Annotated in this window: 37 protein-coding genes and 1 tRNA gene; 7 read left to right on the forward strand and 31 right to left on the reverse strand. The window is 34.0% G+C overall.

The window, feature by feature from the left end; all coding sequences use genetic code 11:
• Positions 1 to 4: 4 nt before the first annotated feature.
• Positions 5 to 484, forward strand: coding sequence for an AAA-associated domain-containing protein (locus TZ01_RS06025; RefSeq protein ID WP_048102167.1), 480 nt, complete (start codon positions 5 to 7; stop codon positions 482 to 484).
• Here TZ01_RS06025 and TZ01_RS06030 read toward each other — a convergent pair.
• The 9 genes from TZ01_RS06030 to TZ01_RS06070 all read right to left on the reverse strand — a co-directional run bounded on the left by TZ01_RS06030 (position 479) and on the right by TZ01_RS06070 (position 5,792).
• On the reverse strand, positions 479 to 1,090 hold the full coding sequence (locus TZ01_RS06030; RefSeq protein ID WP_048101915.1) for a hypothetical protein: 612 nt from the start codon (positions 1,088 to 1,090) through the stop codon (positions 479 to 481). The two genes, TZ01_RS06025 and TZ01_RS06030, sit on opposite strands and share 6 nt — an antisense overlap.
• 114 nt (positions 1,091 to 1,204) lie before the next feature.
• Positions 1,205 to 1,957: a proteasome assembly chaperone family protein gene (locus TZ01_RS06035; RefSeq protein WP_048102168.1), complete on the reverse strand. Its 753-nt coding sequence runs from the start codon at positions 1,955 to 1,957 to the stop codon at positions 1,205 to 1,207.
• Complete coding sequence (locus TZ01_RS06040) at positions 1,938 to 2,117, reverse strand: RNA-protein complex protein Nop10 (protein ID WP_048101916.1); 180 nt, start codon at positions 2,115 to 2,117, stop codon at positions 1,938 to 1,940. The genes TZ01_RS06035 and TZ01_RS06040 overlap by 20 nt, the downstream gene beginning before the upstream one ends.
• 6 nt (positions 2,118 to 2,123) lie before the next feature.
• Positions 2,124 to 2,888 carry a translation initiation factor IF-2 subunit alpha gene (locus tag TZ01_RS06045; protein ID WP_048101917.1) on the reverse strand — a complete coding sequence of 255 codons (765 nt, stop codon included), beginning with the start codon at positions 2,886 to 2,888 and terminating at the stop codon, positions 2,124 to 2,126.
• Positions 2,889 to 2,897: 9 nt separating this feature from the next.
• The gene (locus TZ01_RS06050) at positions 2,898 to 3,098 is read right to left on the reverse strand and encodes a 30S ribosomal protein S27e (protein ID WP_048102169.1); all 201 of its coding nucleotides are present in this window, start codon (positions 3,096 to 3,098) and stop codon (positions 2,898 to 2,900) included.
• Positions 3,099 to 3,103: 5 nt separating this feature from the next.
• Positions 3,104 to 3,385: a 50S ribosomal protein L44e gene (locus TZ01_RS06055; RefSeq protein WP_048101918.1), complete on the reverse strand. Its 282-nt coding sequence runs from the start codon at positions 3,383 to 3,385 to the stop codon at positions 3,104 to 3,106.
• Positions 3,386 to 4,272: 887 nt separating this feature from the next.
• Positions 4,273 to 4,344: transfer RNA gene (locus TZ01_RS06060), tRNA-Ala, on the reverse strand.
• 46 nt (positions 4,345 to 4,390) lie between these two features.
• Positions 4,391 to 5,347, reverse strand: coding sequence for a replication factor C small subunit (locus TZ01_RS06065; protein ID WP_048101919.1), 957 nt, complete (start codon positions 5,345 to 5,347; stop codon positions 4,391 to 4,393).
• 31 nt (positions 5,348 to 5,378) lie between these two features.
• On the reverse strand, positions 5,379 to 5,792 hold the full coding sequence (locus TZ01_RS06070) for an Lrp/AsnC family transcriptional regulator (RefSeq protein ID WP_048101920.1): 414 nt from the start codon (positions 5,790 to 5,792) through the stop codon (positions 5,379 to 5,381).
• A gap of 226 nt (positions 5,793 to 6,018) precedes the next feature.
• On the opposite strand from TZ01_RS06070, the gene TZ01_RS06075 reads away from it, so the two are divergent.
• Together TZ01_RS06075 and purN are read left to right on the forward strand one after the other, a co-directional pair.
• The gene (locus tag TZ01_RS06075) at positions 6,019 to 6,303 is read left to right on the forward strand and encodes a ferritin (RefSeq protein ID WP_048101921.1); all 285 of its coding nucleotides are present in this window, start codon (positions 6,019 to 6,021) and stop codon (positions 6,301 to 6,303) included.
• 182 nt (positions 6,304 to 6,485) lie between these two features.
• Positions 6,486 to 7,094, forward strand: a complete 609-nt coding sequence (purN, locus tag TZ01_RS06080; RefSeq protein WP_048101922.1) for a phosphoribosylglycinamide formyltransferase — start codon at positions 6,486 to 6,488, stop codon at positions 7,092 to 7,094.
• A gap of 379 nt (positions 7,095 to 7,473) precedes the next feature.
• Here purN and TZ01_RS06085 read toward each other — a convergent pair whose 3' ends face one another.
• On the reverse strand, positions 7,474 to 8,034 hold the full coding sequence (locus tag TZ01_RS06085) for a LysE family transporter (RefSeq protein ID WP_048101923.1): 561 nt from the start codon (positions 8,032 to 8,034) through the stop codon (positions 7,474 to 7,476).
• A gap of 30 nt (positions 8,035 to 8,064) precedes the next feature.
• Positions 8,065 to 8,976, reverse strand: coding sequence for an ornithine cyclodeaminase (locus tag TZ01_RS06090; RefSeq protein ID WP_231563432.1), 912 nt, complete (start codon positions 8,974 to 8,976; stop codon positions 8,065 to 8,067).
• Positions 8,977 to 9,014: 38 nt separating this feature from the next.
• Here TZ01_RS06090 and TZ01_RS06095 point away from each other — a divergent pair, with 38 nt between their 5' ends.
• Positions 9,015 to 9,686: a hypothetical protein gene (locus tag TZ01_RS06095; protein ID WP_048101924.1), complete on the forward strand. Its 672-nt coding sequence runs from the start codon at positions 9,015 to 9,017 to the stop codon at positions 9,684 to 9,686.
• Between the two features lie 30 nt (positions 9,687 to 9,716).
• Here the strand turns inward: TZ01_RS06095 and TZ01_RS06100 are convergent, their stop codons facing one another.
• From TZ01_RS06100 to TZ01_RS06110, 3 genes are read right to left on the reverse strand one after another with little or no spacing between them, the layout of a single operon-like run.
• On the reverse strand, positions 9,717 to 10,118 hold the full coding sequence (locus tag TZ01_RS06100; RefSeq protein ID WP_048101925.1) for a Zn-ribbon domain-containing OB-fold protein: 402 nt from the start codon (positions 10,116 to 10,118) through the stop codon (positions 9,717 to 9,719).
• A gap of 10 nt (positions 10,119 to 10,128) precedes the next feature.
• Positions 10,129 to 11,292, reverse strand: a complete 1,164-nt coding sequence (locus tag TZ01_RS06105; RefSeq protein WP_231563433.1) for a thiolase domain-containing protein — start codon at positions 11,290 to 11,292, stop codon at positions 10,129 to 10,131.
• A complete protein-coding gene (locus TZ01_RS06110) occupies positions 11,282 to 12,337 on the reverse strand; it encodes a hydroxymethylglutaryl-CoA synthase (protein ID WP_048101927.1) in 1,056 nt (351 codons plus the stop codon). The genes TZ01_RS06105 and TZ01_RS06110 overlap by 11 nt, the downstream gene beginning before the upstream one ends.
• A gap of 128 nt (positions 12,338 to 12,465) precedes the next feature.
• Between TZ01_RS06110 and TZ01_RS06115 the strand changes: the two genes are divergently transcribed.
• Positions 12,466 to 13,299 (forward strand): SPFH domain-containing protein, encoded by an 834-nt coding sequence (locus TZ01_RS06115; RefSeq protein ID WP_048101928.1) that lies wholly within the window; start codon positions 12,466 to 12,468, stop codon positions 13,297 to 13,299.
• On the opposite strand, the gene rsmA is transcribed toward TZ01_RS06115, so the two are convergent.
• The 12 genes from rsmA to TZ01_RS06175 all read right to left on the reverse strand — a co-directional run bounded on the left by rsmA (position 13,274) and on the right by TZ01_RS06175 (position 20,486).
• Positions 13,274 to 13,993 carry a 16S rRNA (adenine(1518)-N(6)/adenine(1519)-N(6))-dimethyltransferase RsmA gene (rsmA, locus tag TZ01_RS06120; protein ID WP_048101929.1) on the reverse strand — a complete coding sequence of 240 codons (720 nt, stop codon included), beginning with the start codon at positions 13,991 to 13,993 and terminating at the stop codon, positions 13,274 to 13,276. The genes TZ01_RS06115 and rsmA overlap by 26 nt on opposite strands.
• A complete protein-coding gene (locus tag TZ01_RS06125; RefSeq protein WP_048101930.1) occupies positions 13,990 to 14,538 on the reverse strand; it encodes a DUF655 domain-containing protein in 549 nt (182 codons plus the stop codon). Before TZ01_RS06125 ends, rsmA begins: the two co-directional genes overlap by 4 nt.
• On the reverse strand, positions 14,539 to 14,847 hold the full coding sequence (locus TZ01_RS06130) for a hypothetical protein (RefSeq protein WP_048101931.1): 309 nt from the start codon (positions 14,845 to 14,847) through the stop codon (positions 14,539 to 14,541). It abuts the gene before it with no gap.
• Positions 14,844 to 15,131: a 50S ribosomal protein L21e gene (locus tag TZ01_RS06135; protein ID WP_048101932.1), complete on the reverse strand. Its 288-nt coding sequence runs from the start codon at positions 15,129 to 15,131 to the stop codon at positions 14,844 to 14,846. Before TZ01_RS06135 ends, TZ01_RS06130 begins: the two co-directional genes overlap by 4 nt.
• A gap of 10 nt (positions 15,132 to 15,141) precedes the next feature.
• Complete coding sequence (locus TZ01_RS06140; RefSeq protein WP_048101933.1) at positions 15,142 to 16,287, reverse strand: tRNA pseudouridine(54/55) synthase Pus10; 1,146 nt, start codon at positions 16,285 to 16,287, stop codon at positions 15,142 to 15,144.
• Positions 16,288 to 16,316: 29 nt separating this feature from the next.
• Positions 16,317 to 16,448, reverse strand: a complete 132-nt coding sequence (locus TZ01_RS06145) for a DNA-directed RNA polymerase subunit P (protein ID WP_048101934.1) — start codon at positions 16,446 to 16,448, stop codon at positions 16,317 to 16,319.
• Positions 16,441 to 16,698 (reverse strand): 50S ribosomal protein L37ae, encoded by a 258-nt coding sequence (locus TZ01_RS06150; RefSeq protein ID WP_048101935.1) that lies wholly within the window; start codon positions 16,696 to 16,698, stop codon positions 16,441 to 16,443. Before TZ01_RS06150 ends, TZ01_RS06145 begins: the two co-directional genes overlap by 8 nt.
• Positions 16,699 to 16,704: 6 nt before the next feature.
• Positions 16,705 to 17,487 (reverse strand): exosome complex protein Rrp42, encoded by a 783-nt coding sequence (rrp42, locus tag TZ01_RS06155; RefSeq protein WP_048101936.1) that lies wholly within the window; start codon positions 17,485 to 17,487, stop codon positions 16,705 to 16,707.
• A gap of 2 nt (positions 17,488 to 17,489) precedes the next feature.
• On the reverse strand, positions 17,490 to 18,224 hold the full coding sequence (gene rrp41 / locus TZ01_RS06160) for an exosome complex exonuclease Rrp41 (protein WP_048101937.1): 735 nt from the start codon (positions 18,222 to 18,224) through the stop codon (positions 17,490 to 17,492).
• A complete protein-coding gene (gene rrp4, locus TZ01_RS06165; protein WP_231563434.1) occupies positions 18,214 to 18,891 on the reverse strand; it encodes an exosome complex RNA-binding protein Rrp4 in 678 nt (225 codons plus the stop codon). The genes rrp41 and rrp4 overlap by 11 nt, the downstream gene beginning before the upstream one ends.
• A gap of 84 nt (positions 18,892 to 18,975) precedes the next feature.
• Entirely contained in the window at positions 18,976 to 19,668 is a 693-nt protein-coding gene (locus tag TZ01_RS06170; RefSeq protein WP_048101939.1) for a ribosome assembly factor SBDS, read from the reverse strand.
• A gap of 371 nt (positions 19,669 to 20,039) precedes the next feature.
• On the reverse strand, positions 20,040 to 20,486 hold the full coding sequence (locus TZ01_RS06175; RefSeq protein WP_048101940.1) for an Lrp/AsnC family transcriptional regulator: 447 nt from the start codon (positions 20,484 to 20,486) through the stop codon (positions 20,040 to 20,042).
• 140 nt (positions 20,487 to 20,626) lie between these two features.
• On the opposite strand from TZ01_RS06175, the gene TZ01_RS06180 reads away from it, so the two are divergent.
• A complete protein-coding gene (locus TZ01_RS06180; protein WP_048101941.1) occupies positions 20,627 to 21,235 on the forward strand; it encodes a sulfite oxidase-like oxidoreductase in 609 nt (202 codons plus the stop codon).
• Positions 21,236 to 21,281: 46 nt separating this feature from the next.
• Here TZ01_RS06180 and TZ01_RS06185 read toward each other — a convergent pair whose 3' ends face one another.
• Complete coding sequence (locus TZ01_RS06185; RefSeq protein WP_048101942.1) at positions 21,282 to 22,037, reverse strand: exodeoxyribonuclease III; 756 nt, start codon at positions 22,035 to 22,037, stop codon at positions 21,282 to 21,284.
• A gap of 100 nt (positions 22,038 to 22,137) precedes the next feature.
• Between TZ01_RS06185 and TZ01_RS06190 the strand changes: the two genes are divergently transcribed.
• Positions 22,138 to 22,638, forward strand: a complete 501-nt coding sequence (locus TZ01_RS06190) for a hypothetical protein (RefSeq protein ID WP_048101943.1) — start codon at positions 22,138 to 22,140, stop codon at positions 22,636 to 22,638.
• A 739-nt stretch (positions 22,639 to 23,377) separates the two neighbouring features.
• Here the strand turns inward: TZ01_RS06190 and cyoE are convergent.
• From cyoE to TZ01_RS06215, 4 genes are read right to left on the reverse strand one after another with little or no spacing between them, the layout of a single operon-like run.
• Positions 23,378 to 24,241: a heme o synthase gene (gene cyoE, locus TZ01_RS06200; RefSeq protein ID WP_048101945.1), complete on the reverse strand. Its 864-nt coding sequence runs from the start codon at positions 24,239 to 24,241 to the stop codon at positions 23,378 to 23,380.
• Between the two features lie 50 nt (positions 24,242 to 24,291).
• Positions 24,292 to 25,113, reverse strand: coding sequence for a cytochrome-c oxidase (locus tag TZ01_RS06205; RefSeq protein ID WP_048101946.1), 822 nt, complete (start codon positions 25,111 to 25,113; stop codon positions 24,292 to 24,294).
• Between the two features lie 10 nt (positions 25,114 to 25,123).
• Complete coding sequence (locus tag TZ01_RS06210; RefSeq protein WP_048101947.1) at positions 25,124 to 25,738, reverse strand: sulfocyanin; 615 nt, start codon at positions 25,736 to 25,738, stop codon at positions 25,124 to 25,126.
• The gene (locus tag TZ01_RS06215) at positions 25,735 to 25,974 is read right to left on the reverse strand and encodes a hypothetical protein (RefSeq protein WP_048101948.1); all 240 of its coding nucleotides are present in this window, start codon (positions 25,972 to 25,974) and stop codon (positions 25,735 to 25,737) included. The genes TZ01_RS06210 and TZ01_RS06215 overlap by 4 nt, the downstream gene beginning before the upstream one ends.
• Between the last annotated feature and the right edge of the window lies 1 nt (position 25,975).

Here is a 25,975-nt window from a genome sequence, read left to right on the forward strand (position 1 = left end):
AATTATGGATGTTATTGATCCTGATGCTAGAATTGCTGATCTGGTTGGACTTTTATATGTTTTAAACAATATATTTAACGGAAAAACTGATCTGTACAAGCTGGAGAAGGAAATGGAAGTTGATATTGATGATTTAATGCCCATAGTATACACCGCTGAAAGATTGGGGCTTGTTGCCGTTGAATCTGGGGATATAAATATTTCAGATAAGGGTAGGGAATACATAAAATCCGGCATGATTCAGAGGAAAAAAATAATAAACAATTCATTAAGGGATATAGAACCTTTCAAAACTGCAATTGAATTAAAATCATTTAGCCTGGACGATATACTTGAAAAATTGAAGGATAATGGTGTTCAGACATTCAATAATCCGGATGGTTTACATGATCTGGAGGTAATTTTAATAGAATGGGGTGTTTATTCACGCCTTCTTAAAAAAACAGATGATGGTTTTGAGGTAAACACACAGGATCAATCATAGTATATTTTTCCAGAGTTCATAATCTGATTTCCTCCTTCTTATAAGCATGTTTGTCCAGTATTTGTGTATAATAAATTTTGGTATGGAACATGAATAGTTTTCCTGATTGTTATTTTTTATAAAGTTGTATTCAATATCCTCAAGTATTAAATCCTTTATCATATTTTCAGTTAAAATGTAATAGGTATCAAATGCGGTATCAGCAAGCATCCATATCAGTTTTTTTCTGTTCCTTTTAAAATCTATATAATTTAAGATTTCTATTCTTGTCTGCCTATCAATTGATTGTGACTGCTGTATGGATTTTATTATCTCATTAAAAAGATTGGTTCTGCCAATTCTTCTCTGTGAAAAATCAAGGTTAATTAAGTCAAAACTATCATTATTTACAAAGACTATTTTGACATATCGGTAATCGTTATCTGCAAGTCTTACCTTAAAGATAACATCATTATCCTCATTATATATTTTAATGCACTCGATATCATCAAACATCCTAAAAAGTTTTATGGCTGCAGAGAATATTTCTTTCTTTTCACCCTCAGATCTCTCTGCAAGCTTGCAAACCTTCCTTAAACCCTGCCTCTTAATAATTTCGGGTTTCATATATATACTCAATTAAAAACTATTTTAATAATTTAACCTTTAACCGTGAAACTTAAATTTGAATCAAAACTGCTTTTATAAAAAATGGTTACTGTATGAATAAAATATATATTTTTATCCAAAGTAGTTAAGATCCTCCCGTGAATTTTTATTTTTGGATTCTTCCTTCATTTTCTCTGTAATTTCCTCAATCTGCCTTGCCTTTTCATCTATATCCTTAAGATCAATTTTGCTTCTCAGGATCTTCGATAAAACCATTATAATTTCCCTTGCACCCTTTGGATCCGCAAAATAACCAGAGGTCTCGCCCATAAGACATGCGCCGTCTATTGAAAACATTTCCTTGCCAATGCCAAGTATTAGTGCTGCAGAACCAACTATTCCGCCACTGGGTTCACCTGATGGAAATGATACACCGGCTTTTTCAAGTGGTTTAACAAGTTTTTTATCACTTACCGCCCCGAGCACCTTTGGCTTTTCAACTATCTTGCCTATGCTATATCCACCAAGGGTATATATCCTTGAGATATTATATTTATTAAGATAATTTAGTATTTCATATGAAAGTTCATACTGGCCTTCCTGTGTCGTTCCCTGAAAATCACCCGCAATAAAAATTAAATCATTCTTTTTCCCGGTTTTTTTATAATATATTGAGTCCCTAACAAGGTGTATTTTATTGTCAAAAATAAAAACCTGAGGTGGCAGATATTCTGAAAATATGTCCGCCATTTTCTTCATTTTTAATTTTTCTATAAAATAATCTGCAGTAATCTTTCCAACGTTGCCAATACCAGGCAAACCGCTAACAAGGATGGGATTTTCAAGTTCTGGCTCCTCATATTTTTTAAATATTATTTTTTCCATCATCATCACTTTCCTTCAATTTAATTCTGTACTTTTGAAATTTATCAGCAGGAGAATATTTCATGGGTATTGCCATTTCGGTACTTCCACCACATTTAGGGCATATTTCCTCAAGTGTATAAATATTGCATTTCCTGCATTTCCTAATTAATGTTTTCATTATAATTTATTCCTCTCTATTAAATTCAAATGAAACGTTATTTTTTTTGCTTTTGGTTTCTATAACATTAATTACATTTTTTAACTTTTCCTCTGCGGACTTATAATCTTCGTCTATTACTGTTATTTTATACCTTGGTGCACCAATATATGTAATCTGCACATCCTTATCATCTATAAGGTCATCGGTTAAAACATTTTTTATTGTTTCAATTCCATTGGGTGCCAGGGAATACATTTCCAGATAACCACCAATTTTTACCGTGGGTATTGCTATATTTTCCTTTGCTATTTTAATAAGAGAATCTTTCCATTTTAAATCCTTATCTTTTAAAAAATCCTTGCTTGATGCGGCCTCAAAGAAAGCAGAGTAAAGTGTTCCATATTCTGTTAATAATAAATCCTCTATATCCTCCCTTTCCTTGCTTTCATTAATATTTTCCTCCTCAAAAAGCATGTCTAAAAGTTTATGAGCCTTCTGTTCGTTTTTCCATTCCTCTATTTTTTCCCTTTTTTGATGTTCGTTTACACGCTTTAAGGAAAGATCTACATGATTTCTTGATGGGTCAACGTTTAGAACCTTGCATACTGTCCTCTGATTAACCCGTAAATAATCCTTAATATGCTTTATCCAGCCTGTGGCAACCTCTGTAATATGGACAAAACCTGATACACCGGGATATTCATCCAGATCAACAATTGCCCCGTAGTTTTTAACTTCCTTTACAGTGACAACCACAAGGTCGCCTGTATCCGGGATATCCCTAGGCATGATAACACCTCATAATTTAACTTTTTCCACCAGCTCACCGGATGTTGAGAGTGTGGCACCGGTTGGTTTTGCAAGAGTGGACCCGCATATGTTGCAAACAACCTGTGAGGATATTTTTGAATAAACCACCTGCTCGTTTCCACAGTTTTTGCATTTGATTTTTACAAATGAATTCCCAACGTTTTTTAATTTATGAAATTCGTCTGCCATAATTTTCACGCCTCCACTATTTCAAATTTCTTTGCCCTCTGGCCTTCTGGTGTTATAGATTTCTTGCATACAGTGCATTTCAATCTTAATGCTATTCTTTTAGTTGGTTTTTCCCTGCCCTCGTACCTTGGCCTTGGGAAACCTCCATAACCTGATGTTACCCTTCTAAACCTTCTCTGACCTGCCCTTAACTCACTTGCCTTTCTTTTTCTTACCCTCTCAACATCATGAATCGTATGTTTTTTGCAATATGGACAGTAAGTTTTAATCTGCTTTGGCATTTTCATTTTAATTTACACCTTTTTACTATATTTTTTACTTATATATAACATTTGACAGTTAATTATATAATTCTTAAAATCATTGTGGTTTAAATTCATTCCAATGATGCCATAAAATTTATTGATATATAGGATATTTTAGTCCAGGTTGATTAAGGTTTTAAGTTAATACAATTTCTTTTTCACAAATATCATAAATCACATAATGATTAATTAACAAAATAGTTAGATATAAGGAATTAGAATAATAAGTTACTTTCTCTTAAAACTCCCCAAGCTACTATAATTTTGCCTTTTTTTCCTCTTTAAATTTGTATACAAAAAATAGATACCTGAGACAGCCATTACAAATGATGTGATCTGGTAAGCTAATGAATTAGTATTAATAAACAAAATAAAATAAAAGACTCCAAATATTCCTGAAACAATTAAAAGAATTGAGGCAACTACAGAAATAATAAAATATTTTAAATTGTTTTTATCCATGAGGTTTCATACATTCGCAAGCCTGTTTTTCATCTCTATTTAATAATGTCAACAGCCATTTAAATCTTGTGCATCATTTTTCCTTAGCCTTGAATATATAACATCTGACCTTATTTCACATACATAAGTTCAATCCATCCAAAGTTAAAAACAAAATTTAATTCATATCTAAAATCCTTCTCGTTACACTTTGCCTTGTACAAAATTTCCTTTGTAGTTATATGTGTAAGCTCGCAATAATATCCAAGGTTTCTTAATTTAAATGTTAAAGTGAGAAATAATTTTACTTTAAGATTATCAAACCATCTTCGCAGGTCCTCATTAAGAAGCGGTTACTGATACTTCTGCTGGATCGTCATAAGAACATAAAGACTGGCTAGATAAAAGTATTCTATTAATAAATTAAATGGACCGGTCGGGATTTGAACCCGAGCCCTCTTGCTTGCGAAGCAAGCGATCTACCGCTGATCTACCGGCCCTTGACTCTTAATTAAAAATAATATTATAAGAATTCGCTTTTTTAGATTAATTTATTTCACTGCCTATATATGATAACTTGGCCAAAAGTGCATCCATTTGAATGTTGTCTGTACCGCCCTCAACTATTCTAAATTCTGTCTCGGCAAGTGCCATAATTATCTGTAGTTTTTGCCTGTATGCAATCTGCTCATTTCTAATTGATGAATGCATTCCCTTTATAATGTCTATACCTGATAAACCATAATCCACAAGCATTTTATCAAGCATGGATCTGGCCTCGTCAAAATTTCCCTCAAGAGCCATTAAAATTAATTTTTTATATTCATTTTTGTTTATTTCCCCTGCTATCTGATAAATTGTTGCAGGTGATATTTTCCCGGTTGTTTTTATGGCCTGGAGTATGTTTATTGCCTTTCTCATATCACCCTCTGAAATTTCATAGATTGCATCAAGAGATTCATCATCTATCTCAAAATTTTCCTTTTTTGATATTGCCTTCAATCTGGATACCATCTCATTTTTGTTTATAGGTGAAAATCTAAGAACAACGCACCTGGACTGTATCGGTGGTATTATTTTTGATGAATAATTGCATGAAAATATGAATCTTGTTGTATTATAATACATTTCCATGGTTCTTCTCAACGCTGCCTGTGCATCTGGAGTTAAATGATCGGCCTCGTCAAGAAAAATGATTTTAAATCCAAGATCATTTGATGGCTTAATTTTTGCAAAATTTTTAATGTTTTCACGGATTATATCAATACCTCTTTCATTTGATGCATTTAATTCTAAAAAATTATCGCGCCATGAGTCACCAAAAAGTTCCCTGGCTAGCGCTATTGCAGTTGATGTCTTCCCTGTTCCGGGAGGACCTGCAAAAATTAGATGCGGTATATTTTTATCTTTAACAAAGGATTCTAATCGGTTAATATTTTCTGATTCTCCAATAACAGCGGATAATTTTGATGGCCTGTATTTCTCTGTCCATATATCTAGCATAGTTTAATAATTACATACTTTATATAAATATTCACTTTAAAATATTCTGTATCAGCGATGGATAAACATTCCTTACGCCCTGTATTTTTTCCAGAGCCCTGACACACTGTGATGTTTCATTTTCATTACATATTATATACGCTATGGCACCATGATCACCCGTTGTTGTGTACAGCTGAACAACGAAATTTAGTTTTTTAATTTCCTCAACAGTTTTAATGTAGGTTTCTGGAGTTATATCAAAGCCTATTATTGCGTCCTCCATGTTAAATTTTCTATAATTTATTCTGGCAGTATATGATATTATTCCCTTACTTTTCTCCATTTCCATAAGCCTGTTATGTATTGTTCCGGGACTAACCCCACAGAGCTTTGCCAGGTCGCGTATGGAAAGCTTCGAATTTTCTGAAATAGCCTTTACAATTTTAATATCAAGTTCATCCATTCATTAGGTTTATATCTTTTTAGAATAAAAATTTTTTTAAATATTTTGCATTTTTTGTATATAAATATTGTTATATTGTGTATTTTTTCTGCACAAATTTTAAATTTTTAAATATACATAATTATGATATATTTAACATATAAAAAAGATGATCGGAACTTATTAAAATTAATTTTTAAACTGTCAAAAACTTTAAAAATGTAATTACATTGTAAATACGATAAGCATGCCAGTTTATGAATCAGAAGGCAGTCTGGATGAGAGAACAAAGGACCTTTCAAGGGCGAGGCAGTCACTAATAGAGGAAATGCAGGCAATAATGTTCTATGATGAGAGGGCATATGCAACAAAGGATAAAAATCTTAGGGATGTAATAGAGCATAACCGTGATGATGAGAAGGAGCATTTTACATTATTACTTGAATACCTTAGAAGAAATGACCCGCAGCTTGATAGGGAATTGAGGGAGATACTGTTTTCAAATAAGGAATTAAAGGATCTTGGTGATTAAAATATTCATCAAAATAATTTTGTTCAATTTTCTTATTTATTATTTTAACAATATATAAATAAACAGAATAATTAACAGTCAGACCATTAATTTATTGCGCCAATTGCTGAAATAAAATCACCACAGCATTGCATGTTAAATAATTAACATAAGTTTAATTAAAATCATTACAATAATGCAATATGAAGAAAATTTTGGTTTTGGCCTCTGGTAATGGTACAAATTTTCAGGCAATAATAGATGCAATAAATAATGGCGTGGTAAATAATGCAAAAATAACAAAATTGATATGCAACAATAAAAGGGCAAATGTACTTGAAATTGCCAGATCAAACAATATAGAACCAATATTAATAGATTCAAAAGGTGATTATAATAAATTAATATCAGAAATACTATTATCAGAAAACCCGGATTTAATAGTATTGGATGGTTATATGAAAATATTACCTGATTTTATTATAAATAAATTTTTATACAAAATAATAAACATACATCCGTCATTACTGCCATTATTTGGCGGCAAGGGCTATTATGGAAAGAGGGTACATGAGGCTGTATTAAAATCCGGTGCAAGATTTTCTGGATGCACAATACATTTTGCAACAAATGATGTTGATAATGGCCCAATTATAGACCAGAGGATAGTTAATGTTGATGATTATGATACACCGGAATCACTTGAAGAAAAAATACATGAGCAGGAGCATAAGGCATTGGTATTTTCCATAAACCTTGTATTAAGTGGAAACTATGAGATAAATGGCAAAAGGGTTATAAGGAAATTATAATTTATCCAAAAATATATAATAATTTAACATAATTTTATATTTATAATTAAATGAGGGGTTTATTAATTATTTAAATAAAATAATTATTGTATTTTTATGAATTTTATATTGTAACATTATATTTAATTGGAATTACATATTTATTACCTAATTATATTGACATATATTAAAATAAAAATCTGATGTGTCCTAATATATTAATGTGTATCTAGGTTTTTCATTACATTATTTGATAAAAGAATAAGAGATGTCATTAAAATACTGATACCATTATAATACCCATTATTAGTTTTCTATTCATAACAATATTAATAATTCTCCATATATATTTCTATAGTAATATTAATAAATATTTTATTTTTATTAATAAATTGGTTATTCATACTAATAATATTATTCCATTATATAATATATAAAAAGCAAATATAAATATTATAAATGCAGATATGTATTTTATATATTTTTCATATTTATATCCGAATCTATTAATTGCATATGGAAATGTAAAAATCCATATTATTATACCTGAAAATAGTCCAGCCACAGAAAGTATGCTTAACTCCTTTAATAGGAAAAATCCTGCAGTAAGCCACCACAGTATCTGGAATGGATTGGTCAATCCCATTGATAATCCTATAAAATAGTTACCCTTTCTTGATTTTGACGGCATTTTAGATTTTAATACAGCCATTCCAAGGTAAAGCATGAATAACCCACCTATTATATAAATAAATTTTAGTATACCTAAATTTATGTATGACCGAAGGAAGTAAACAATTAAAAAGAATGTAAAATCTGCACTCATTGCACCTGCACCAACACTTGTCCCATGCATCTTTGATTTTAATGATTCATTTGCTATTATTGAATTTACAGCACCTGGTGGACCTGCAAGAGATAATCCAAGGATTATTCCAAGCAGATAGTAATAAAATATCATTATGGTTTATTATAATAAAATATTTTAAAATTATATTATTTTCATATTTTTTAATACTATATAACCAGCTGCTATATCTTCAAGGCCTATTCCCATGGATTTAAAAACACTTTTATTTACCTTATATTTATTTACATTTATAATAAAATCCTTTAATTCAACTATTTTATTTTTATTTTTCATGTCTATTATTTCTGATGCCTCCTTCATTGACTGATCAAGATTCTCAGAAATTACTATATCAGAATTGTCAAGAACATCATTATTGGCCTCCCTTCTGCCAATAATATTTGATCCCACCAGATTAATATGATATTTTTCAGGAAGCATTGAATAATCAAAGATTGGTGTTTTTGAATTTGTTACGGATGTAATTACATCAGAATCCTTTAATACAGATAAATCCCTTGATGCCTTTATATTAAAATCAAATTTTTTTGAGAAATTTAATGCATGTTCATAATTTTTTGAATACACATAGACATTATTTAAATCATAAATCGAGGCCATTGCCTTTAACTGTGTTTCGGCCTGGAATCCAGACCCTATTAGTGTGTAATTAATATTCTTTTTATTTATTAATAACGATGTCACCATTGCTGTTAATGCACCTGTTCTTATCTGACCAAGTGTGTTTGCATCGATTATAAATAATTTTTCCGGATCAGAAACGTCAAATATTATAACAACAAACCTTACACCGTTTTTACCTGATATGTATGTTTTTAATCCTGCTATGTTATATTTCTCATAATATGCAGGCATTGTATTTAAAATAAAATTATCGCCATAGATTCTATCACGTGCGTTTGCATAAGATTTTTTGTTTCCGTAAGAAGTGAAAGCATCCCTTAATTCATTTATGCATTCTTTTATATCAAGGTATTTCTTTACATCCTCATCGCTTATATAATAAATCATTATTATTAATTGATTTTTCATTATTAAATATTTATAATGTATAAATAAATATTAAAATAATGATAAGAGTGGGCATGATTGTACCTGCAAACAATGTTGCACTGGAATATGATATGTACCATATGGCCCCTTCGATAATTAGCTTCCATTCCACAAGAATGAGGCCATCAAGAGGATGCGAACCACAGGACCCTGAAAAATTTAGAAGGGAGCTCGGTGAGGCATATAACCTTATTAAAAAAATTTCCGATGTTACAGTTTATGGAAGGACATACGGGACCCACAAAAATATTGAAATTATTAAAACTGTTATAAAAAAGAACCTTATAATTCCTGAGGTCTCCGTAATGAATTTATTGAGATATAAAAAAATAAATAATGTCTGGCTCGGAACTCCGTATATAAAGGAAAGAACAGCCGAGGAGGCAAATTATTTTAAATCAAATAATTTTAATATAACAGGATTTGCCGGGTTAAATAAAATTTATGGCCTGGATATTTCAAATACAGGTGATGATGAAATAATTAAAATGATTGAGAATGAAAAATCCAGTGTGATGGCTGCAGATGCAATTTATTTATCATGCACTGCACTTCCAACACATAGCGTCATAAATAAGGTCATGAAAAAGTTTAACATGATGGTAATTTCTGAAAATTCTGCAATACTATGGGAAATATCTAGGATATTTAATATTAATTTTGAAATACCGGGAATATCAAAATTTTAAAATTATAAATATATCTAAAAAATTGGTTAATTAATCGAGCCTAAATTTGTATCCATATTCTATTATTCCATTTTTACCATCCTCCCTTATCTTTCTGAATACCATATGAACCCTCCTGCCTATATCCACCTCATCAGGATTACAGTCAACAACCTGTGCTGTTATTGATGGCCCCTCATCAAGTTTTATTAATGCCATCACATATGGTATTTCCCTTTTAAATGCGGGGGATGAATCATGAACAATGGAATATGATAATATTTCACCGTTACCGCTCAATTTTACCTTTTCCATTTTTCCAATTGATTCCCTGTGGCAGTAAGGACATATATCCCTTGGCGGGAAATATGTTCTACCACAGTTTTTGCATCTAAACCCAATTAGGTTATACCTGTATTCTGTTTCCCTCCATATTCTTGATAGTTCAGTCATTATTTACCACCTATATACCAAGTATATGCACAACGCTGGAGGCTCCTGTGCCCGCCATGTTGTGCAGAAGCGCGTATTTTGCACCCTTTACCTGTCTTTCTCCAGCCTTTTCTTTTAACTGTATATAAGCCTCCACGGCCTGGCCTATACCAACTGCACCGTATGGATCGCCCTTGGCCTTTAAACCACCAGATGGATTTACAGGCAGTGAGCCATCAAGCTTGATATCATTGTAAACAATGTCCTTGGCATGACCCTTTTCCACGAATCCAAGATCCTCAAGCTCAATAAGCGCATAAATAGAGAATGAGTCATGCAGTTCAATAAATGATATATCATCACGTTTTAATCCTGATCTCATAAATGCCTTTTCAGCTGCAAGCCGGGCTGAATTAAATGTGTATATTGATTCCCTGGAGCCAACAGATAAATAATCCTCTGCTATTGCCGAGCTTAATATTCTAATTCCATCCTTTCCATTTTTCTTAACATAATCCTCAGAGGCAAGAACCACAGCTGCAGCACCGTCACTTACTGGTGAGCAATCCATAAGGTTCAGTGGATCTGCAACCGGCGTTGAATTTAAGGCCTGTTCAACAGTAATTTTATTTCTGTACTGTGCATCAGGATTTTTTGATGCGTTATTATGATCATTGACAGGTATCATGGCAAGAGCCTCCTTCTCAACATTGAAATCGTGCATGTATTTTCTTGCTATTATAGCAGCCATTGATGCGGGGGTTGCGCCATAGAATGCCTCCCATTCACGATCAAGTATTGATGACATTTTATTTACAATGTCACTGCCATGGAGATCTGTCATTTTTTCAACACCACCAACAACAACGACATTATATTCCCCGGATTTTATAGATAAATATGCCTCCCTGAGCGCAGCAGCGCCTGATGCTGTTGATGCCTCTATTCTTATTGCAGGTATTCCCTCGTTTGACAGACCAGAAAAATCTGCAATCAATGCACCGATATTCTCCTGCTCATTTATTGTTCCGGCAAGTCCATTTGCACCATAAATTGCATCGATATCCTTTGAATATATGCCTGCATCCTCTATAGCCTTTAAACCGGCCTCAACGGCAAGATTTCTTAGTGATTTATTCCATAGTTCTCCATACTTTGTTTCTCCTGCCCCAATAATATAAACATCACTCAACACTATCACCTGTTACAATAATCTTCCTGAATTTTGTGTATGTTCCATAATCTATAAACTTCACCTTTTCAATCAATTTTTTTATTGTTGGCGCATTGTATTTTTTATAATCCTTAATATTATCTGTTACTGTTATATCAAATGCGTCTGATCCGGCACCTGACCCAAATGAAACGGCAAGGATCCTGTCCCCGGGCTGCGCCTCATCCAGTATGGCTGATAGGCCATTCATTGTTGAACCAGAGTATGTATTGCCTATATATGGTGTTAAAAGCCCAGTTTTGTACTGTTCCTCTGTAAAGCCCAAAATTTTGGCCGCCCTGGTGGGAAACTTACCGTTGGGCTGGTGGAATACGGCATAGTCATAATCCTCAGGTTTTGTTTCCATTCTTTCCATCATAGCCCGGGCCGCAGCTATTACATGCTTAAAATATCCTGGCTCTCCGGTAAACCGCTCACCGTGCTTTGGATATGGCTCGCCCTCACGCCTCCAGAAATCAGGGGTATCTGTGGATACTGAAAGAGTGCTGTTAATTTCTGCTATTACGTTTTCCTTTCCAATTATCATGGCTGTTCCGCCGGCAGATGCCGTATATTCAAGTGCATCACCTGGCGCACCCTGTGAGGTATCTGAACCTATTGCCATTCCATACTTAATATATCCAGAATCAACCATTGCCTTAATATTTTGCATTCCCGCAGTACCGGCCTTGCATGCAAATTCATAATCAGCTGCGAAATACTGCAATGGCATTCCTATTGCGGCTGCCACAATTGTGGCTGTTGGTTTTACGGCATAAGGATGTGATTCAGATCCAACATATATAGCACCTATATCGGCCGGGTCAATATCTGATCTTTTAAGGGCATTTCTTGCAGCCTCAACTGATATTGTTGCAACATCCTCATCTGGTGCTGGAACCGACTTGCTTAAAATAAAAAGGTTATTTTTCATTTTATCTGGTTCATCACCCCATATTCTGGCTATCTCCTCAGGTTTTATCCTGTACTGGGGTATATATGAACCATAACTAACTATACCTGACATAGATGGATAAGACTTATTTTATATATAAAAATTCACGTTTATAATTTCTCTAATTGACGTATTTATTATTTGATATTTTAATAAAAATATTTAAAAAAAATTTAAATAGGACTTTTCGTTATTTAATTATGGTAAGTATAGGGGAAATAGCATTAATAATAATAGTTTTGATAATTCTTGGCATACTATTATCCGGTATTCATATATTAAAGGAATGGCAGAGGGCCCCTGTGTTGACCCTTGGAAGATACACAGGACTGAAGGGACCCGGACTTATTTATGTTACACCAATAATAAGCAAGATTACAGTTGTCGTATCAACAAGGATACAGGCGGTTGCATTTAAAACAGAGTCAACATACACACAGGATAATGTTCCGGTTAACGTTGATGCGGTAATGTATTTTCAGGTTATAGATGCAGATAAGGCTGTGCTTAATGTTGAAAATTATGCCACAGCAACCCAGCTGGCAGCCCAGACCACACTTAGGGAGGTTCTTGGAAAATCCTCATTTGATGAGATATTATCTGAAAGGGAAAAGGTTGGTGAGGCTGCAAGGCAGATTATAGATGAAAAAACAGAGCACTGGGGGGTTAAGGTATCATCCGTGGAGATAAGGGATGTTCTGGTTCCACAGGCCCTGCAGGATGCCATGTCAAGACAGGCTGCGGCAGAAAGGGAGAGAAGGTCCAGGGTTACACTGGCACTGGCAGAGGTGGAGGCTGCCGGAAAAATGGTGGATGCTGCAAAACAGTATGAAAACAATCCCACTGCATTCCAGTTAAGATGGATGGATATAGTTTACCAGATTGGTCTTGAGGGTAAGGGATCCCTGATCATGATACCTCAGAACGTGCCAACAGCAGGTGATACATCACAGTTTTTCACTGCAACAGCCCTTGAAAGTATTTTAAGCAAAAACACGGGAAACACCACTAACTCTGGGAATAAACCTCAATGAGCTGATCAATGGTCAGCTCATATGGCCTTTTATCAGAATATATTCCATGATAATCTATTATGGATGAAATTTTTTTTCTTCTCATGGAAAATAGTTTTATTAAAAAAAGATCAAATTTTTTAATATCTATATTATACTCCCTTTTTTCTATTAATATTATTGATGAATCAACTTTTGGTACAGGATAAAATGAGTTGCGGCTTACATTGTAAAGTATTTTAATTTGTGACCTTATACCTGAATTTACTGTAAGCCTCGAATAATCTGGAGTTCCAGGACTGGCAACAAGCCTTTGTGCGAATTCTTTTTGAACCATTAATATTGCCATTTTAAAATCATAGTCCAGTATTTTAAAAACTATTTTGGATGAGATTTGATAGGGTATGTTTCCTATAATTTTATCATATTTCCCTGGAGCCAGTTTTAGAAAGTCTGCCTTTATTATCTTTAATTTACCACTTTTAATAAAATTGCTATAACTTTGATTTAACTGATCCACAAATCTATGATCTGGTTCAACCACGGTCAAATTTATATTATATTTTAATAATTGTTCTGTTAGGATTCCATGGCCAGGGCCTATCTCAAGTATGCATTCATTATCCTCTGGAGATAAAAATGATACCTCCTTTAATGCAATGTTATGGTCTTTTAAAAATACCTGGCCATATTTTTTACTAAAATTATCATTCATTTTGCAACAAATAATTTATATTTTTCATATCTGTTCTGGAGTTCCTCTATTATTCTGTTAACTATCATTTTTTTTGGATTGTGGACGCTTTTAACCCTTTCTGATATATCATCAAATGATTTAAACGGTGCTTTTTTTCTTTCCTCAAGGATTGCCCACATGCTTTTATTGCCTAGACCTGGAAGAAGCTCAAGTGTATGCATTCTGGCATTTACAGCCTCCGAATTATTAAAAAAGTTTATGAATTTCTCTGGATTTGAATCTATTATTGTTTCTATAGTATATGGGAGTTCGGATACAGCGGCGCTTGTTAATTCCTTGTATGTTATCCTCCTTTTTATTGATATAATTTTATCACGCTTCTCAGCAGATTTCCCTATATATATTCGATCACCAACAGATATGACTGCATCAGGTTTTGGTATTATCTCCAGAAGCTTGAATTCGCTCTCACCAATGGCTATTATTAATGGTGTCTTTCTAAAACTCTTATCTTCAGGGCGTCCCTGTGGTAAATAATCCAGAACATAAGCATATTCTTCCATTTATAAGACCTGCAATGTATCAAGAATTGCATCAAGCTGCGCATCATCCACTTTTATATTATATGAATTTAATACTGCTATTAATTCGTCCTTGTTATTTGGTTTAAGATCAATCAGCTTTACAGCAACCTCTTCTGAAAGCTTGAATGTTGACATTAATGATTCTTTTAGCTTTTCTATGTCAACGTTTTTTTTATATTTAAGAAACTTTTCAACATATGATAATGTATCTGCCTCATCCTCAGTCTTTTCTTCCTTTGCGGATAATTTGTTGTATACATCAATGTTTGTTATATATTTTATTTTCATTGATACAGCCTCTTGAGGTGCACTGGAGCAGATATAATTTTCCTTGTGGTATTGCCTATATTAAGAGACACAACATAGCATGATCCCTGCATACCTGAAACTATTCCTGTTCTGCCCTCAAATGTATGGTGAGGCATTCCATTATGAACTGCCGGATTTATAACTATTGCAACCCTGTCCCCAACATCGAATGTTTTGAGCAGGTCATTAACCTTGGGCATGCCCCTTTCCTTTATTCTTTTTGTGAGTATATTCCTTGATCCTGATCTGGATCCCCTTGACATTCTTGTCGTTTTAATCACCCCTATTTATATATATGACATCCAGGCTCTTAACCCTGAGTTTTTCACCGTAAAGTGAGGTCAGGCTTGGATTTGTCCTGCCACAATCTCCATTTACCAGTTCTTTTATATATGTGCCAGCCTCAGCACATATTTGGATGGTGGCAGTTTTATCCATTATATCTTCTATCTTTATATATTTTATTTCTTTTTTCCTAATAATATCGGATCTGTTACCAAGCACCCTTCTTGGTGTTTGCTGTTCTATTTTATTTCCTGTGAGCAGTTCACATGCCCTTATTAATTTTTCCCTGTCCATTATGCCATCTGATTCTATTACTGCCCTGTAAACCTTATCATGTTTGGCTTCCTTGATTTCTTTTACCCTCTTTTTATCACAAAAGGATAATTTATCTATTTTGATGCCGGCATTTTTTGAATTAACCGCAAATTTAAATTCCTCAAGATTAACCGACCTTTTTTTGGGATTTGATGCCTCTATTACAAATTCACGGCCATTACCAAGCATCATAACATCAACATCCTCACGTCCGGAACCATGAAGATAATAGTTTTCTGATTCTGTTATTTTCTTTAACTCCTCGCCTATTATAGATTCTATAGAATCACCGGAACCATGAATCCATCTGGTCTGTGGAAGATCGCGTCTCATCTTTGTATAAACACCATAAATATACAATGATTTAACATTTATTTCCACATAATCATAAATGGTGTTAATGTTTATTATGATATCCGGGTCCTTTGAATAGGTTTTTCCTGTAATATTTTCCATATATTTACCGAATTCCCTGTTAAATTCCTTCTTAATACTTTCGCCCTTTTTACCAAATTTTTCTTGAATTTGATTTTCTCTTTCCAAAATTTCCGGATCAAATTTTGACCCCACTAAAAAAGAATTGTATTCATATCCAGAAAGCCTATCCAAAACTATTTTTAGATATTTATCAAACTGATCAAATATGCCATTGCATATGTAGCAGGATGTTTTTTCCTGCATGCTTCCGATAAGTGCATTATAGGCAAATAAAAGACTTTCGCCCCTCTCTTTATTGGTTAACCCTGTTCCAATGCCTGCGAATATCCTGCCAGTGCATCTTGTGCAAAGATTAAAACTAAATAATTCTTCAAGATTCATAAAAATACTTAAAAAAATATATTAAAAATTTATCTGGCCTTAACAATCTTTTCAGTGTTTGGCCTATCCTTTATAAACACCCTTGAACCGCATTCACATTCTATATCGGCGGTCCCGAAAGATTTTTCAAGCGGTCTTCCGCATCTAACACATTTATACATGGCTATTTATCTCCTTTATTACTTCACTGCTGTATTCTGGTGTGTATGACCCACCAGCAAATTTATAACCACAGTGCCTGCATTCCCATATACCATTTGCAACCCTCTTAACCTTGTTTTGCTTGCAGGATGGGCATGTGTAATAGCTTGTTTTTTGTTTATAAACCTTATTCCATTCCTTTCTTATTGTAACACCGTACCTTGGCCCAAATCTGCCTGAGGCCCCAACCTTTACTGTGTGTTTTGTCATTTATAATCACCTTAAATATTTCTCCCTAATCTTACTACCTATATCACTTGATGTTTTTATAGCTTTCCTAATTTCATCAAGTGAGAATTCTCCAACATCACCCTTTTGCATGGCGTGTATATGATTGTCCTCTGCCATTGTTACAGTTATTCTGCCATTAGAAACCTGTTCCTCCTCAAGATCTGGGTCGCATACAAGTTCATCTCCAATTTTTGCCATGGTTACAGATACGGGCAGTGCATTTACAGGAAGTTTAAAGTCCTCACCGCCATATTTTGATGCTGGCACAATGGCGTTTTTTAAAGCGGATACCGCAGCAAGCGTGCATGCATCAATAATATTTCCATCGTAATTGAGAACATCTATATCAATATATACCATCCATACCTTTTCACCGGGTTCTATTACGAGCTTGGATGTGTCAATAACGTTGCTCTCCCTTATACCACGATCAACAACCCTTGAATATTCTATTGCCTGCTCACTTGGAGGGCCAGACTCAAATGTTGGAAATGCCATTGGGAGTAGCTCTATGTTGAGGGCCATTACACCACTTTCAGGAGAGTCCGGAAATGGGGTGCCTTCCTCTATTTTTATTCCCGCAACAACCTTTGTTTTACCAAGTTCCACCATGGCTGAACCACAGGCCTTTGGAATAAAATTCTCTGTAATTTTTATTTCCCTAAAGTCTGTTAAGGATCTGCCATCTATTCTTTTACCCTTTTTTATGCTATCCAGTATGAAACCTTTTTTAATTTCAGAAATTACCGCATTTGAATCCATGGGCATTTTTACTCACCATCCTCTATTGAATACTTGCTCATCAGGGCATCACGCTGAATCTTTGATATATCCTTCATGGCATTCATCATCATTGATGTCGCCTGATCAAATTCCTCCTCAGACACATCACCGTCTATCTGAAGTAAAACAACCTTGCCTGTTCTTGGGAGAATTGCCATTGGTATATCAGCCTGACCGTAGTTATCCTCGTCCTTTGAAAGGTCAAGAACAACCCTGCCATCAGCCTTCCCGGCAGTGCAGCCAACAACGAGATCCCTCATTGGAACTCCAGCATCGGCAACAGCAACAGATGATGCTGTCAAACTTGCTATTCTTGTGCCTGCATCAGCCTCAAGAACCTCGATAAAAACATCAATTTCAACTCTTGGGAGTTTTTCAAGTATTATTGCTGATGAAAGTGCCTCTGAAACAACCTTGGATATTTCCATTGTTCTTCTATCCGGGCCAGGCCTTTTTCTCTCCTCAACACTAAATCCGGCCATATTGTACCGTGCCTTGACTATTGCCCTGTCCATATTCTGGGTATGCTTTGGATAGGCCTCCCTAACATATACTGCCACTATAATCTTATTTGCACCCCACTCAATAAATGCTGACCCATCAGCCTTTTCTATAACACCGGTTTGAATTTTAATCGGGCGCATTTCATTAAAAGCCCTACCATCAAGTCTCAGACCATCATCGTTAATAAGCTTAATATTGCCTTCCATTTTAATTTTCACCCTTTAACTTTTTAAAATATTCTGCCATTCTGTCTGTTAAGCCAATTGTATGTGCTTCCTTTTCAACTATTTTTATGGCATTTATTGCCATATTAACGTTTTCTATATCTCCATCTATCCATATAAAACCATTCTGGCCAACTATTATTTTTGTGTTTGTTTCATTTTTTATAAGATTGATCATGTTTCCTCCCTTACCAATTACACGCGGTACCTTTGGGGGTTTAACCGCAATAATCTGGCCCGTTTCAAGTTTTTTCATGCCAGGTTCCTTCATGCTTACCCAGCTTTCCCTGATTTCATTTGACTGCGATATCTTGGCATAAATAAAATCACCAACATTCAGGTATCTTTCAAGGTCTCCGGCATTTACGTGCCATGGGGTATCGTTTATATGCAGTAGCGAATAATACGGAGAATTTATATCAACAGTCCACATGGTTGGCCCAATATCCATTATTTTACCTATTATCTTATCATTAACCCTTGGAAGATACGGGCTATTAAATGGTGCTATGTCGACAAATTTATCCCCGCGCTGTATCACTCCAAAATATTCTGAAAAATATTCAGAATTAGATTCATAAAGTCCATTTCTGGGCTTTAAATCATTTAGCTCAATTTTATCACCAGGATATACGATTTCTTTAGTTTCCAAACATTTCACCCTTACATTCAGCTCAATATTTATTTTTATATTAAATTATAAATTGCTATATAAAACATTTTTTATTTCCAATAAATTTATAAATCATTTTAAAAGTTTTACCTCCGCCTCACCATGTGCCTTCTTATTGATAAGATCCATTAAATCCCCCTGAAGACCTGCTGAGATTTCAATGATGCACATGTATTCCCCGGCATTTGACCATTCCTCCTTTAATATGTTACCAAATTTTGATATATCCCCATAGAGTTTTCCATATGCATCACCGGCCAGTTTTATACCAAGTCTAACCTTTTCTATTCTTATTGGTATTAAAACCCTTATGGCCTTTAAAACTGTCTGGACCTGCTCCTCGACGCTTTTAAATGGATCTATTCTAACCTTTGCCTCTTCCATTGCCTCCTCAATTCTTATTGCAGGTATTGGTGTATTTGTTTGTGGATTTATGGCCTCACGAACAATTTCATTGATAACCTGTTTTTTCTTCCTTTCAAGCATTTCCTTTCTCTGCTCTGTTGTAAGCTGTATCTGGCCTCGCCTTACTATTTCTATTGCTATCTGACCTATATCTGTGGTCTTAAAAACTTCCTTTAAAATTTCTTCATTTGACCTATCACCCTTTTTTGCATCCTTAAAAACCTCTGGTATTGCAAGGTCATTTTCTATGTCTATTTTCCCTGACCTAATTTTTCCAGCAGCATCTGGATCGACAAGAATTTCAAATTTATAACCGTGAGATTCAAATCTTGCTATAACTGCATCATCTATACTGACCATAAAACTTAATTATATCTATAAATAAATAATTATAGATTGTTCCATTTTAATTAAAAAAAGTCATAATCATATATTACCATCACAGAGGCATTTTTTTCATGAGATCTTGCCATATTTATTATTTTCTTTGCATACAAAAGGTTATCGGCAAAACATATGGCAAGACCTGCTGATCTGCCCTTAAATGTAAAGAAGATATTATTTTTTAATAAAGGTTCAATAAGATCAAAATTTTCTGAAAAAATTGCGAAAACAGTTATATCAGTTTTAGAGATGTCAATAACAGGTATAACAGAAATTATTGATTTCTTAATTAAATTTTCAATATACTTTTTAATCCTTTTGGCAGGCAGAGCTGTGAGGCAAGATCGTTATATGAGAATCCTTGGATTGCTTTTGAGAGATTCTATAATTGCCAGTTCATTGCCTGAAACTGTGATGTTTATGTTCTGCTCTGGAATGTATTCCATTGCCTTAGGGCCAATTTTTTCTGATGCAGCATCTATACTGGCTCTTAATTCATCCAGTGTTTTTCCCTGAAAGCCGTAAAGTGATATTTCTTCCAGACACAGTATTTTGGCAAATATGCCTGTTTCTATTGTATTTAAACCAGAGAATGCCGCAAATCCACTTTTTATATTATATATCCTCTTATCAACATAAAGGGCAAATTTTTTTATAATGTTATTGGCCTGAAACTTATTTAACCTGTACTGTAAGGATTGCGGGGAAATTCCGAGATTTTTTGAAATTTGCCTCAATGTAGATCTGCCATCTCCCAGAAGGCTTGTCAGTATCCTTTTGTCTATTTCATCCATTTTAACCGGTATCCGTTTTTAATTTAAAATTTTTGGCGAAATAATGATAGAGTAAATTAAATTATAAAGGTTCTATTTATACATGTATTATAAAAATACTTTTAATAAACACTTTTATATCCATAATAAATAGGTATATCATGGAGAAAATTGAGATAAAAAATCCCGGCCAGCATTATGTAAATAATTTCATACTATATGACGCGCTTGGAGGGCCAGTTATAAATGAAAATTTATGGAAGCTCAGGATAGATGGTATTGTTAAAAAACCCATGGAATATACATATAATGAACTTAATTCCATGACAAACATAGAATACATATCTGATTTTAATTGTGTTACAAAATGGTCTGTAAAAGATGTTAAATGGACAGGACCGTCCCTAAGAGACCTTATATTAAAATCAGAACCTGAGGAGGATGCTGAATGGGTCATGTTTATATGTGCCGATGGCTATGATACCCCTGTGCCTTATGACGATGCAATAGATGAAAAAAGCATAATAGCTTTAAAAATGAATGATAAGCCTCTGGCCATCGAGCATGGATTTCCAGCAAGACCGTTTATACCCTCATTATATGGATGGAAGAGTGCCAAATGGCTTACAGAGATAAAAATAATGAGGGATTATGAGGATGGATACTGGGAGTCATATGGTTATCATGAACGTGGTAAAATAGAAGATGAGGAGAGATTTAAGGGATTTGCGTGGAGAAAAATAAAAAGGAAATCAAAGATAGACAGATAAAAATTTTATTAATTTTAGGTTAATTTTACGGTGCAATTGCAGATTATTACTTTAAAATTAACTCTATTGGTGCATGGTCTGACCCCATAACATTTTCCAGTATTAGTGAGTCATTAACATTTTTTATAAAATCTTTTGAGACAACAAAATAGTCTATTCTCCATCCTATATTTTTTTCTCTTGCATTAAATCTATACGACCACCATGAGTAATGATTTGGCTCCTTATGAAAATATCTGTATGTATCTATATATCCATGATTAAGAAATTCCGTCATAAAATCCCTTTCCTGCTGCGTAAATCCAGCATTATTTTGGTTGTCTTTAGGTCGGGCTATATCTATCTCCTCATGCGCTACATTAAAATCACCAGTGATTATAACCCCCTTTTTTGATTTTAAATCATCACAGTATTTTAGAATTTCATGATCGAATTCAATCTTATAATCAAGTCTGGTAAGACCGTGCTGGGAGTTTGGAAAGTATGAATTTATTAGATAATAATCATCGAAATTAAATGTTTGAACCCGACCCTCTGAGTCAAAATCCTTATTTCCGATTCCTGCCACATAGTCTAATGGTTCAGTTTTGGTCAAAGCCATGGTACCGCTGTATCCCTTTTTCTGTGCAGGGTTAATATATACCTTATAATCAAGATGATATATCTCCTCAGGAACAGACATATTATCCACCTTTGTTTCCTGAAAAAGTATTATATCGGGATTTTCCTTTTTTAAAAAATCTATTATACCATTTTTCACAGCAGCCCTTAGGCCATTCACATTCCATGATAAAATTTTCATGATAGTTTAAGCAATATACATATAAAAGTTTATTTTTTAGAGTAATATATAGAAAATAATCTATGATAATACCTTAATAAATATTAGATATAAACTTATAATGAAAAAAAGCATATTAATAATAGGCCTTATTATACTGATCATTAGTCTCGCCATGTATGGCGTGGATATTCATGATAAAAATAACACAACATATACCCTGAAATCATTGGGAAATGGAATTTATGAATCTAAGGAGATAAGCTTTAAATCTTCTGATATTCTCACAGTAAAAAATCCAACGTCAAACTCGGGGCTTATACCTGCATCTGATGCTGGCAAGGTAACAAATATAACAACACTGAATGAATTTAAAATTGGAAGCACCACCAGTTTTGGAATAATAAAAGAATATTCTAAAATACCTTCAGGCAATTACATATTTATAGAAATTACAGGTGGAAAAGTTTTTACAACATACACATTTGGTTCATATTCCTATTTAATAGATATTGCATATTTGGGATATGCCAGTACAGTTGGCATTATTATAGGTGTTTTAACAATTGCTGCTGGGGCCCTGATAGATTCTCCTTTATGGACCAGAAGACATATTAATTAATTTTTTTAAATTTAACTTTAAAGCGTGAAGTCTCCTTTCCTGATGGAGTAGATGAAGGCGTAAAGTTTTATGGTATATTAAATTACATAAAAAAGGTAGGCACGGACTGTACCGAATTTATGCCAGTGTAGCGATGTTTCATACATGATGGGGCAAGCTTTTCAATGGTATCGGGAATCCATATACTTTAACTTTGTGAGGATGTCGCCAAATCTGTGTTAAAAAATAATGCATTTTGATATTAAGCCAAGGCTCTGGATGAAGCATACACAAGTTTTTTAACTTTAATTGAATATAATGTCTGTTTTCGTATATTTTTGCTTTTATCATTTGATTTCCAGCTATCAAATATTATAATATATAAATTACAATGTAACCTATTAACATCTTCCCAGCATATATTGATTGTAGTTTATTCCATTATTCATGAAGTTAGAGGGTATTTACATAGAGTTAATTTCAGTCAGATAAGATATAATTCTACAAATTAATATACCAGAAATAAGATTGGGAATTCTACAATGTTGATGAATTTCTGAAATTACAAAATTGACAAATATTCAATGAAAAATTAACATTTAAAATATTTCATAACCCATAAAAGATGTAGCTTATTTAAATGAATCAAGACCACAGTTAAGATGTTATACCTCAATAAACAATACAGATATATGATTTAAAAAATTTATTATATCATAAATTAAACATGTTATAAGATTAAAAAAATAAATATTTATTTTTATATGAATGGAATCATTATAACTATCAATAATATTAGCATATACATATTGGAAAAACCAAAGGCGCTTCTAAAGTATTTTCTGTCATAATTTCTCATGAAGGGCCTGATTACATAGGCAAGGAGTATAACATCCATTATTACTGCCATGGGGAAGTACAGATAACCAACATGTATGTAACTGATAAAGAAGGGTATAAGAGAATAGGTGATCAGAATAATGGTATTAATCATTATCCAAAATGCGGTTTTTTTAATTCCTACTCTGGCGGGCAACATTGGTATGTTGTTTTCTTTATAATCATCTATGTTATTTACAGATAGATTCCAGAAGTGTGTGGGAGTCCACATAAATACGAGAAACGCTATGAATAGGGATGTTATTGATACAGAGTCTGTTAAGGATGCCCAGCCGGCAAGTGCTGGAAAGCTTCCTGCTATACCACCAATTACTATATTCCATGAGGTGCGTCTTTTTAGGACTATGGTGTAAAGCACGACATAGCTAAGAAAACCACCAAATATAAAGATCATTGTTAGGAAATTAAGAAGAAAATATGAAAGCACCAGGGATATAACAATCATAATGGATGCAAAGAATATCATTCTATTGCGTGTATTTTCATTTACTATCTTTGAGCGCGATCTCGTTCTTTTCATTTTTATATCTATATCTATATCATAAATATTATTGAACAAACTTGCAGACATAGAGGCAAGTGTCCCACTTATTACCAGTATTAATAATAGAAATGGATATTTATTACCACCAGGTACTGCCAGAAATGCTGCTATTGCAACCATGTCTATAAGCATCGTAATTTCAAGCTTGGTAATTTTCATAAAGTTTTTCAGTTTAGACATTTTTAATCACCTGATACACATAACCGTTAAAAATAAAATAAAAAAATAATTTAATCTCCAGCAGATGGTGGTGTTGGAGTTGCACCATATAGTGTTGGCCCGTATGAGTATGTTACGCCATTGTATACAAATGTTTCATTCATTTCACCAGGTTTCTGCTGGCTCTCCCACGTTTTCCACTGGCTGTATGGTAATACAAATGCAGGTCCCCTCATATGAGCATGCCCAAGACCACATAACTCAACGCACTCGAAATGATAAAGGCCTGGTGTTGTAATATTTGTCCATATGTAGTTATAATGCCCAGGGAAGGCATCAACCTTTGTTACATTTATTAGATAGAACGAGTGCATGACATCAACGCTGGTCACATTAAATTGAATTGGTGTGTTAGCAGGCAGTACAGCAAAGTGCCTTGTGGATGAACCATTTGGATATATGAATATCCACTGCCACTGATAACCCACAACGTCTATATCAAGGTAATGATGATTATCGGTTGGAGCACTTGGTGCAGCCCCGGCAACCCTTATACCGTATGCAGGTGGTAAGTCATATACCAGCAGTGATATTAAAACAATCACCACAAAGAGAACGAAGACCTTAAATATTGTTTTATTCCCACGTTCTATGTTTTCTATTCTTCCAGGTCTCATATCCTCATCAGGGTTATAAGGGGCATTTTCGTCAAATTCCTCATGCCTTTTCCAGCTCTTAAGGAACACATAGATATACCAGAAGGCGAATCCTGCACCTATAACTATGCCGGGGATTATATAAGCAAGATATATTGATGTTATTTCTGCCCCGGTAATTGATCCTTTGGGAATGAGCTGGTATGCGTTTGGCAATATATTTAGTATATTAAACATTTTTCACACCTCATTTTATTGTATAGTATGGTACAGTAACATTTGAACTAACTATCACATATACATACATTCCTGCCTCTGCATGGGTGGTTAATCCACACACTATCCAGTAATTACCGGCCTGTGTATCATTCCACCATATTGATTTGGAATGTGCAACATTTCCATACCAAATTGGGAGTATTGAACCAGTACTGTTAATGACCTTCTTCACATGGGCGGATGTATGGGCCCATATAGGTCCTCTCTTCCACTGTGACGGATACGGAAGTTCAATCTTTAATGTATGCGGTTTAACCTCATAATTGGTCATTTTAGCATGTATATCAGCATTTGCTGGTAAGTATATGGTCATTGCACCATAGGATGTACCGTTAAAGTTGTATGGATATGCATCAGGATAACCATTACCCTGCCCCCATGCAGCCAGTGAGAGATTGACCACCTCAACTTTTTTACCATTTACCGTTGTATTATAGTATGGTAAATCTTTATGGTTTACAGGGCCCTGATCTGACATCACTGTATTCATTGGGTGGTATGCAAATGCGGTTATACCCATAGCAGCAATTAATATAATGGCCACAATAAGTGCGGCTACAGCTGCCTTTTGTATTGGCTTCATGAAAACCACCTGCCCATGAACACATTAATAAATAGCCATAGTGAAAACCATATGGCTATTATTATAACAACCAAGGCATATGGATTCTTCCATATGCTGTACTCCTTCCAATCAAAGTCATCATCGGACAGATGCAGTTCCTCATCCGAGATTTCATTTGAATATGTATGTTTTTCAGCAGTAACATTTTCAGCCTTTTGCCCTAATATATTATCATTTTTTATATTTTCAGTCATT

It is taken from the genome of Acidiplasma sp. MBA-1 (assembly GCF_000949015.1).
GTDB classification, from domain to species: Archaea; Thermoplasmatota; Thermoplasmata; order Thermoplasmatales; family Thermoplasmataceae; genus Acidiplasma; species Acidiplasma aeolicum.

Excerpts from the sequence above, each read along its gene's own strand:
- TZ01_RS06025 (WP_048102167.1), top strand. The coding sequence starts at position 5 with ATGGATGTTATTGATCCTGATGCTAGAATTGCTGATCTGGTTGGACTT.
- TZ01_RS06030 (WP_048101915.1), bottom strand. The coding sequence starts at position 1,090 with ATGAAACCCGAAATTATTAAGAGGCAGGGTTTAAGGAAGGTTTGCAAG.
- TZ01_RS06035 (WP_048102168.1), bottom strand. The coding sequence starts at position 1,957 with ATGGAAAAAATAATATTTAAAAAATATGAGGAGCCAGAACTTGAAAAT.
- TZ01_RS06040 (WP_048101916.1), bottom strand. The coding sequence starts at position 2,117 with ATGAAAACATTAATTAGGAAATGCAGGAAATGCAATATTTATACACTT.
- TZ01_RS06045 (WP_048101917.1), bottom strand. The coding sequence starts at position 2,888 with ATGCCTAGGGATATCCCGGATACAGGCGACCTTGTGGTTGTCACTGTA.
- TZ01_RS06050 (WP_048102169.1), bottom strand. The coding sequence starts at position 3,098 with ATGGCAGACGAATTTCATAAATTAAAAAACGTTGGGAATTCATTTGTA.
- TZ01_RS06055 (WP_048101918.1), bottom strand. The coding sequence starts at position 3,385 with ATGAAAATGCCAAAGCAGATTAAAACTTACTGTCCATATTGCAAAAAA.
- TZ01_RS06065 (WP_048101919.1), bottom strand. The coding sequence starts at position 5,347 with ATGCTAGATATATGGACAGAGAAATACAGGCCATCAAAATTATCCGCT.
- TZ01_RS06070 (WP_048101920.1), bottom strand. The coding sequence starts at position 5,792 with ATGGATGAACTTGATATTAAAATTGTAAAGGCTATTTCAGAAAATTCG.
- TZ01_RS06075 (WP_048101921.1), top strand. The coding sequence starts at position 6,019 with ATGCCAGTTTATGAATCAGAAGGCAGTCTGGATGAGAGAACAAAGGAC.
- purN (WP_048101922.1), top strand. The coding sequence starts at position 6,486 with ATGAAGAAAATTTTGGTTTTGGCCTCTGGTAATGGTACAAATTTTCAG.
- TZ01_RS06085 (WP_048101923.1), bottom strand. The coding sequence starts at position 8,034 with ATGATATTTTATTACTATCTGCTTGGAATAATCCTTGGATTATCTCTT.
- TZ01_RS06090 (WP_231563432.1), bottom strand. The coding sequence starts at position 8,976 with ATGAAAAATCAATTAATAATAATGATTTATTATATAAGCGATGAGGAT.
- TZ01_RS06095 (WP_048101924.1), top strand. The coding sequence starts at position 9,015 with ATGATAAGAGTGGGCATGATTGTACCTGCAAACAATGTTGCACTGGAA.
- TZ01_RS06100 (WP_048101925.1), bottom strand. The coding sequence starts at position 10,118 with ATGACTGAACTATCAAGAATATGGAGGGAAACAGAATACAGGTATAAC.
- TZ01_RS06110 (WP_048101927.1), bottom strand. The coding sequence starts at position 12,337 with ATGTCAGGTATAGTTAGTTATGGTTCATATATACCCCAGTACAGGATA.
- TZ01_RS06115 (WP_048101928.1), top strand. The coding sequence starts at position 12,466 with ATGGTAAGTATAGGGGAAATAGCATTAATAATAATAGTTTTGATAATT.
- rsmA (WP_048101929.1), bottom strand. The coding sequence starts at position 13,993 with ATGAATGATAATTTTAGTAAAAAATATGGCCAGGTATTTTTAAAAGAC.
- TZ01_RS06125 (WP_048101930.1), bottom strand. The coding sequence starts at position 14,538 with ATGGAAGAATATGCTTATGTTCTGGATTATTTACCACAGGGACGCCCT.
- TZ01_RS06130 (WP_048101931.1), bottom strand. The coding sequence starts at position 14,847 with ATGAAAATAAAATATATAACAAACATTGATGTATACAACAAATTATCC.
- TZ01_RS06135 (WP_048101932.1), bottom strand. The coding sequence starts at position 15,131 with ATGTCAAGGGGATCCAGATCAGGATCAAGGAATATACTCACAAAAAGA.
- TZ01_RS06140 (WP_048101933.1), bottom strand. The coding sequence starts at position 16,287 with ATGAATCTTGAAGAATTATTTAGTTTTAATCTTTGCACAAGATGCACT.
- TZ01_RS06145 (WP_048101934.1), bottom strand. The coding sequence starts at position 16,448 with ATGTATAAATGTGTTAGATGCGGAAGACCGCTTGAAAAATCTTTCGGG.
- TZ01_RS06150 (WP_048101935.1), bottom strand. The coding sequence starts at position 16,698 with ATGACAAAACACACAGTAAAGGTTGGGGCCTCAGGCAGATTTGGGCCA.
- rrp42 (WP_048101936.1), bottom strand. The coding sequence starts at position 17,487 with ATGCCCATGGATTCAAATGCGGTAATTTCTGAAATTAAAAAAGGTTTC.
- TZ01_RS06170 (WP_048101939.1), bottom strand. The coding sequence starts at position 19,668 with ATGGTCAGTATAGATGATGCAGTTATAGCAAGATTTGAATCTCACGGT.
- TZ01_RS06175 (WP_048101940.1), bottom strand. The coding sequence starts at position 20,486 with ATGGATGAAATAGACAAAAGGATACTGACAAGCCTTCTGGGAGATGGC.
- TZ01_RS06180 (WP_048101941.1), top strand. The coding sequence starts at position 20,627 with ATGGAGAAAATTGAGATAAAAAATCCCGGCCAGCATTATGTAAATAAT.
- TZ01_RS06185 (WP_048101942.1), bottom strand. The coding sequence starts at position 22,037 with ATGAAAATTTTATCATGGAATGTGAATGGCCTAAGGGCTGCTGTGAAA.
- TZ01_RS06190 (WP_048101943.1), top strand. The coding sequence starts at position 22,138 with ATGAAAAAAAGCATATTAATAATAGGCCTTATTATACTGATCATTAGT.
- cyoE (WP_048101945.1), bottom strand. The coding sequence starts at position 24,241 with ATGTCTAAACTGAAAAACTTTATGAAAATTACCAAGCTTGAAATTACG.
- TZ01_RS06205 (WP_048101946.1), bottom strand. The coding sequence starts at position 25,113 with ATGTTTAATATACTAAATATATTGCCAAACGCATACCAGCTCATTCCC.
- TZ01_RS06210 (WP_048101947.1), bottom strand. The coding sequence starts at position 25,738 with ATGAAGCCAATACAAAAGGCAGCTGTAGCCGCACTTATTGTGGCCATT.
- TZ01_RS06215 (WP_048101948.1), bottom strand. The coding sequence starts at position 25,974 with ATGACTGAAAATATAAAAAATGATAATATATTAGGGCAAAAGGCTGAA.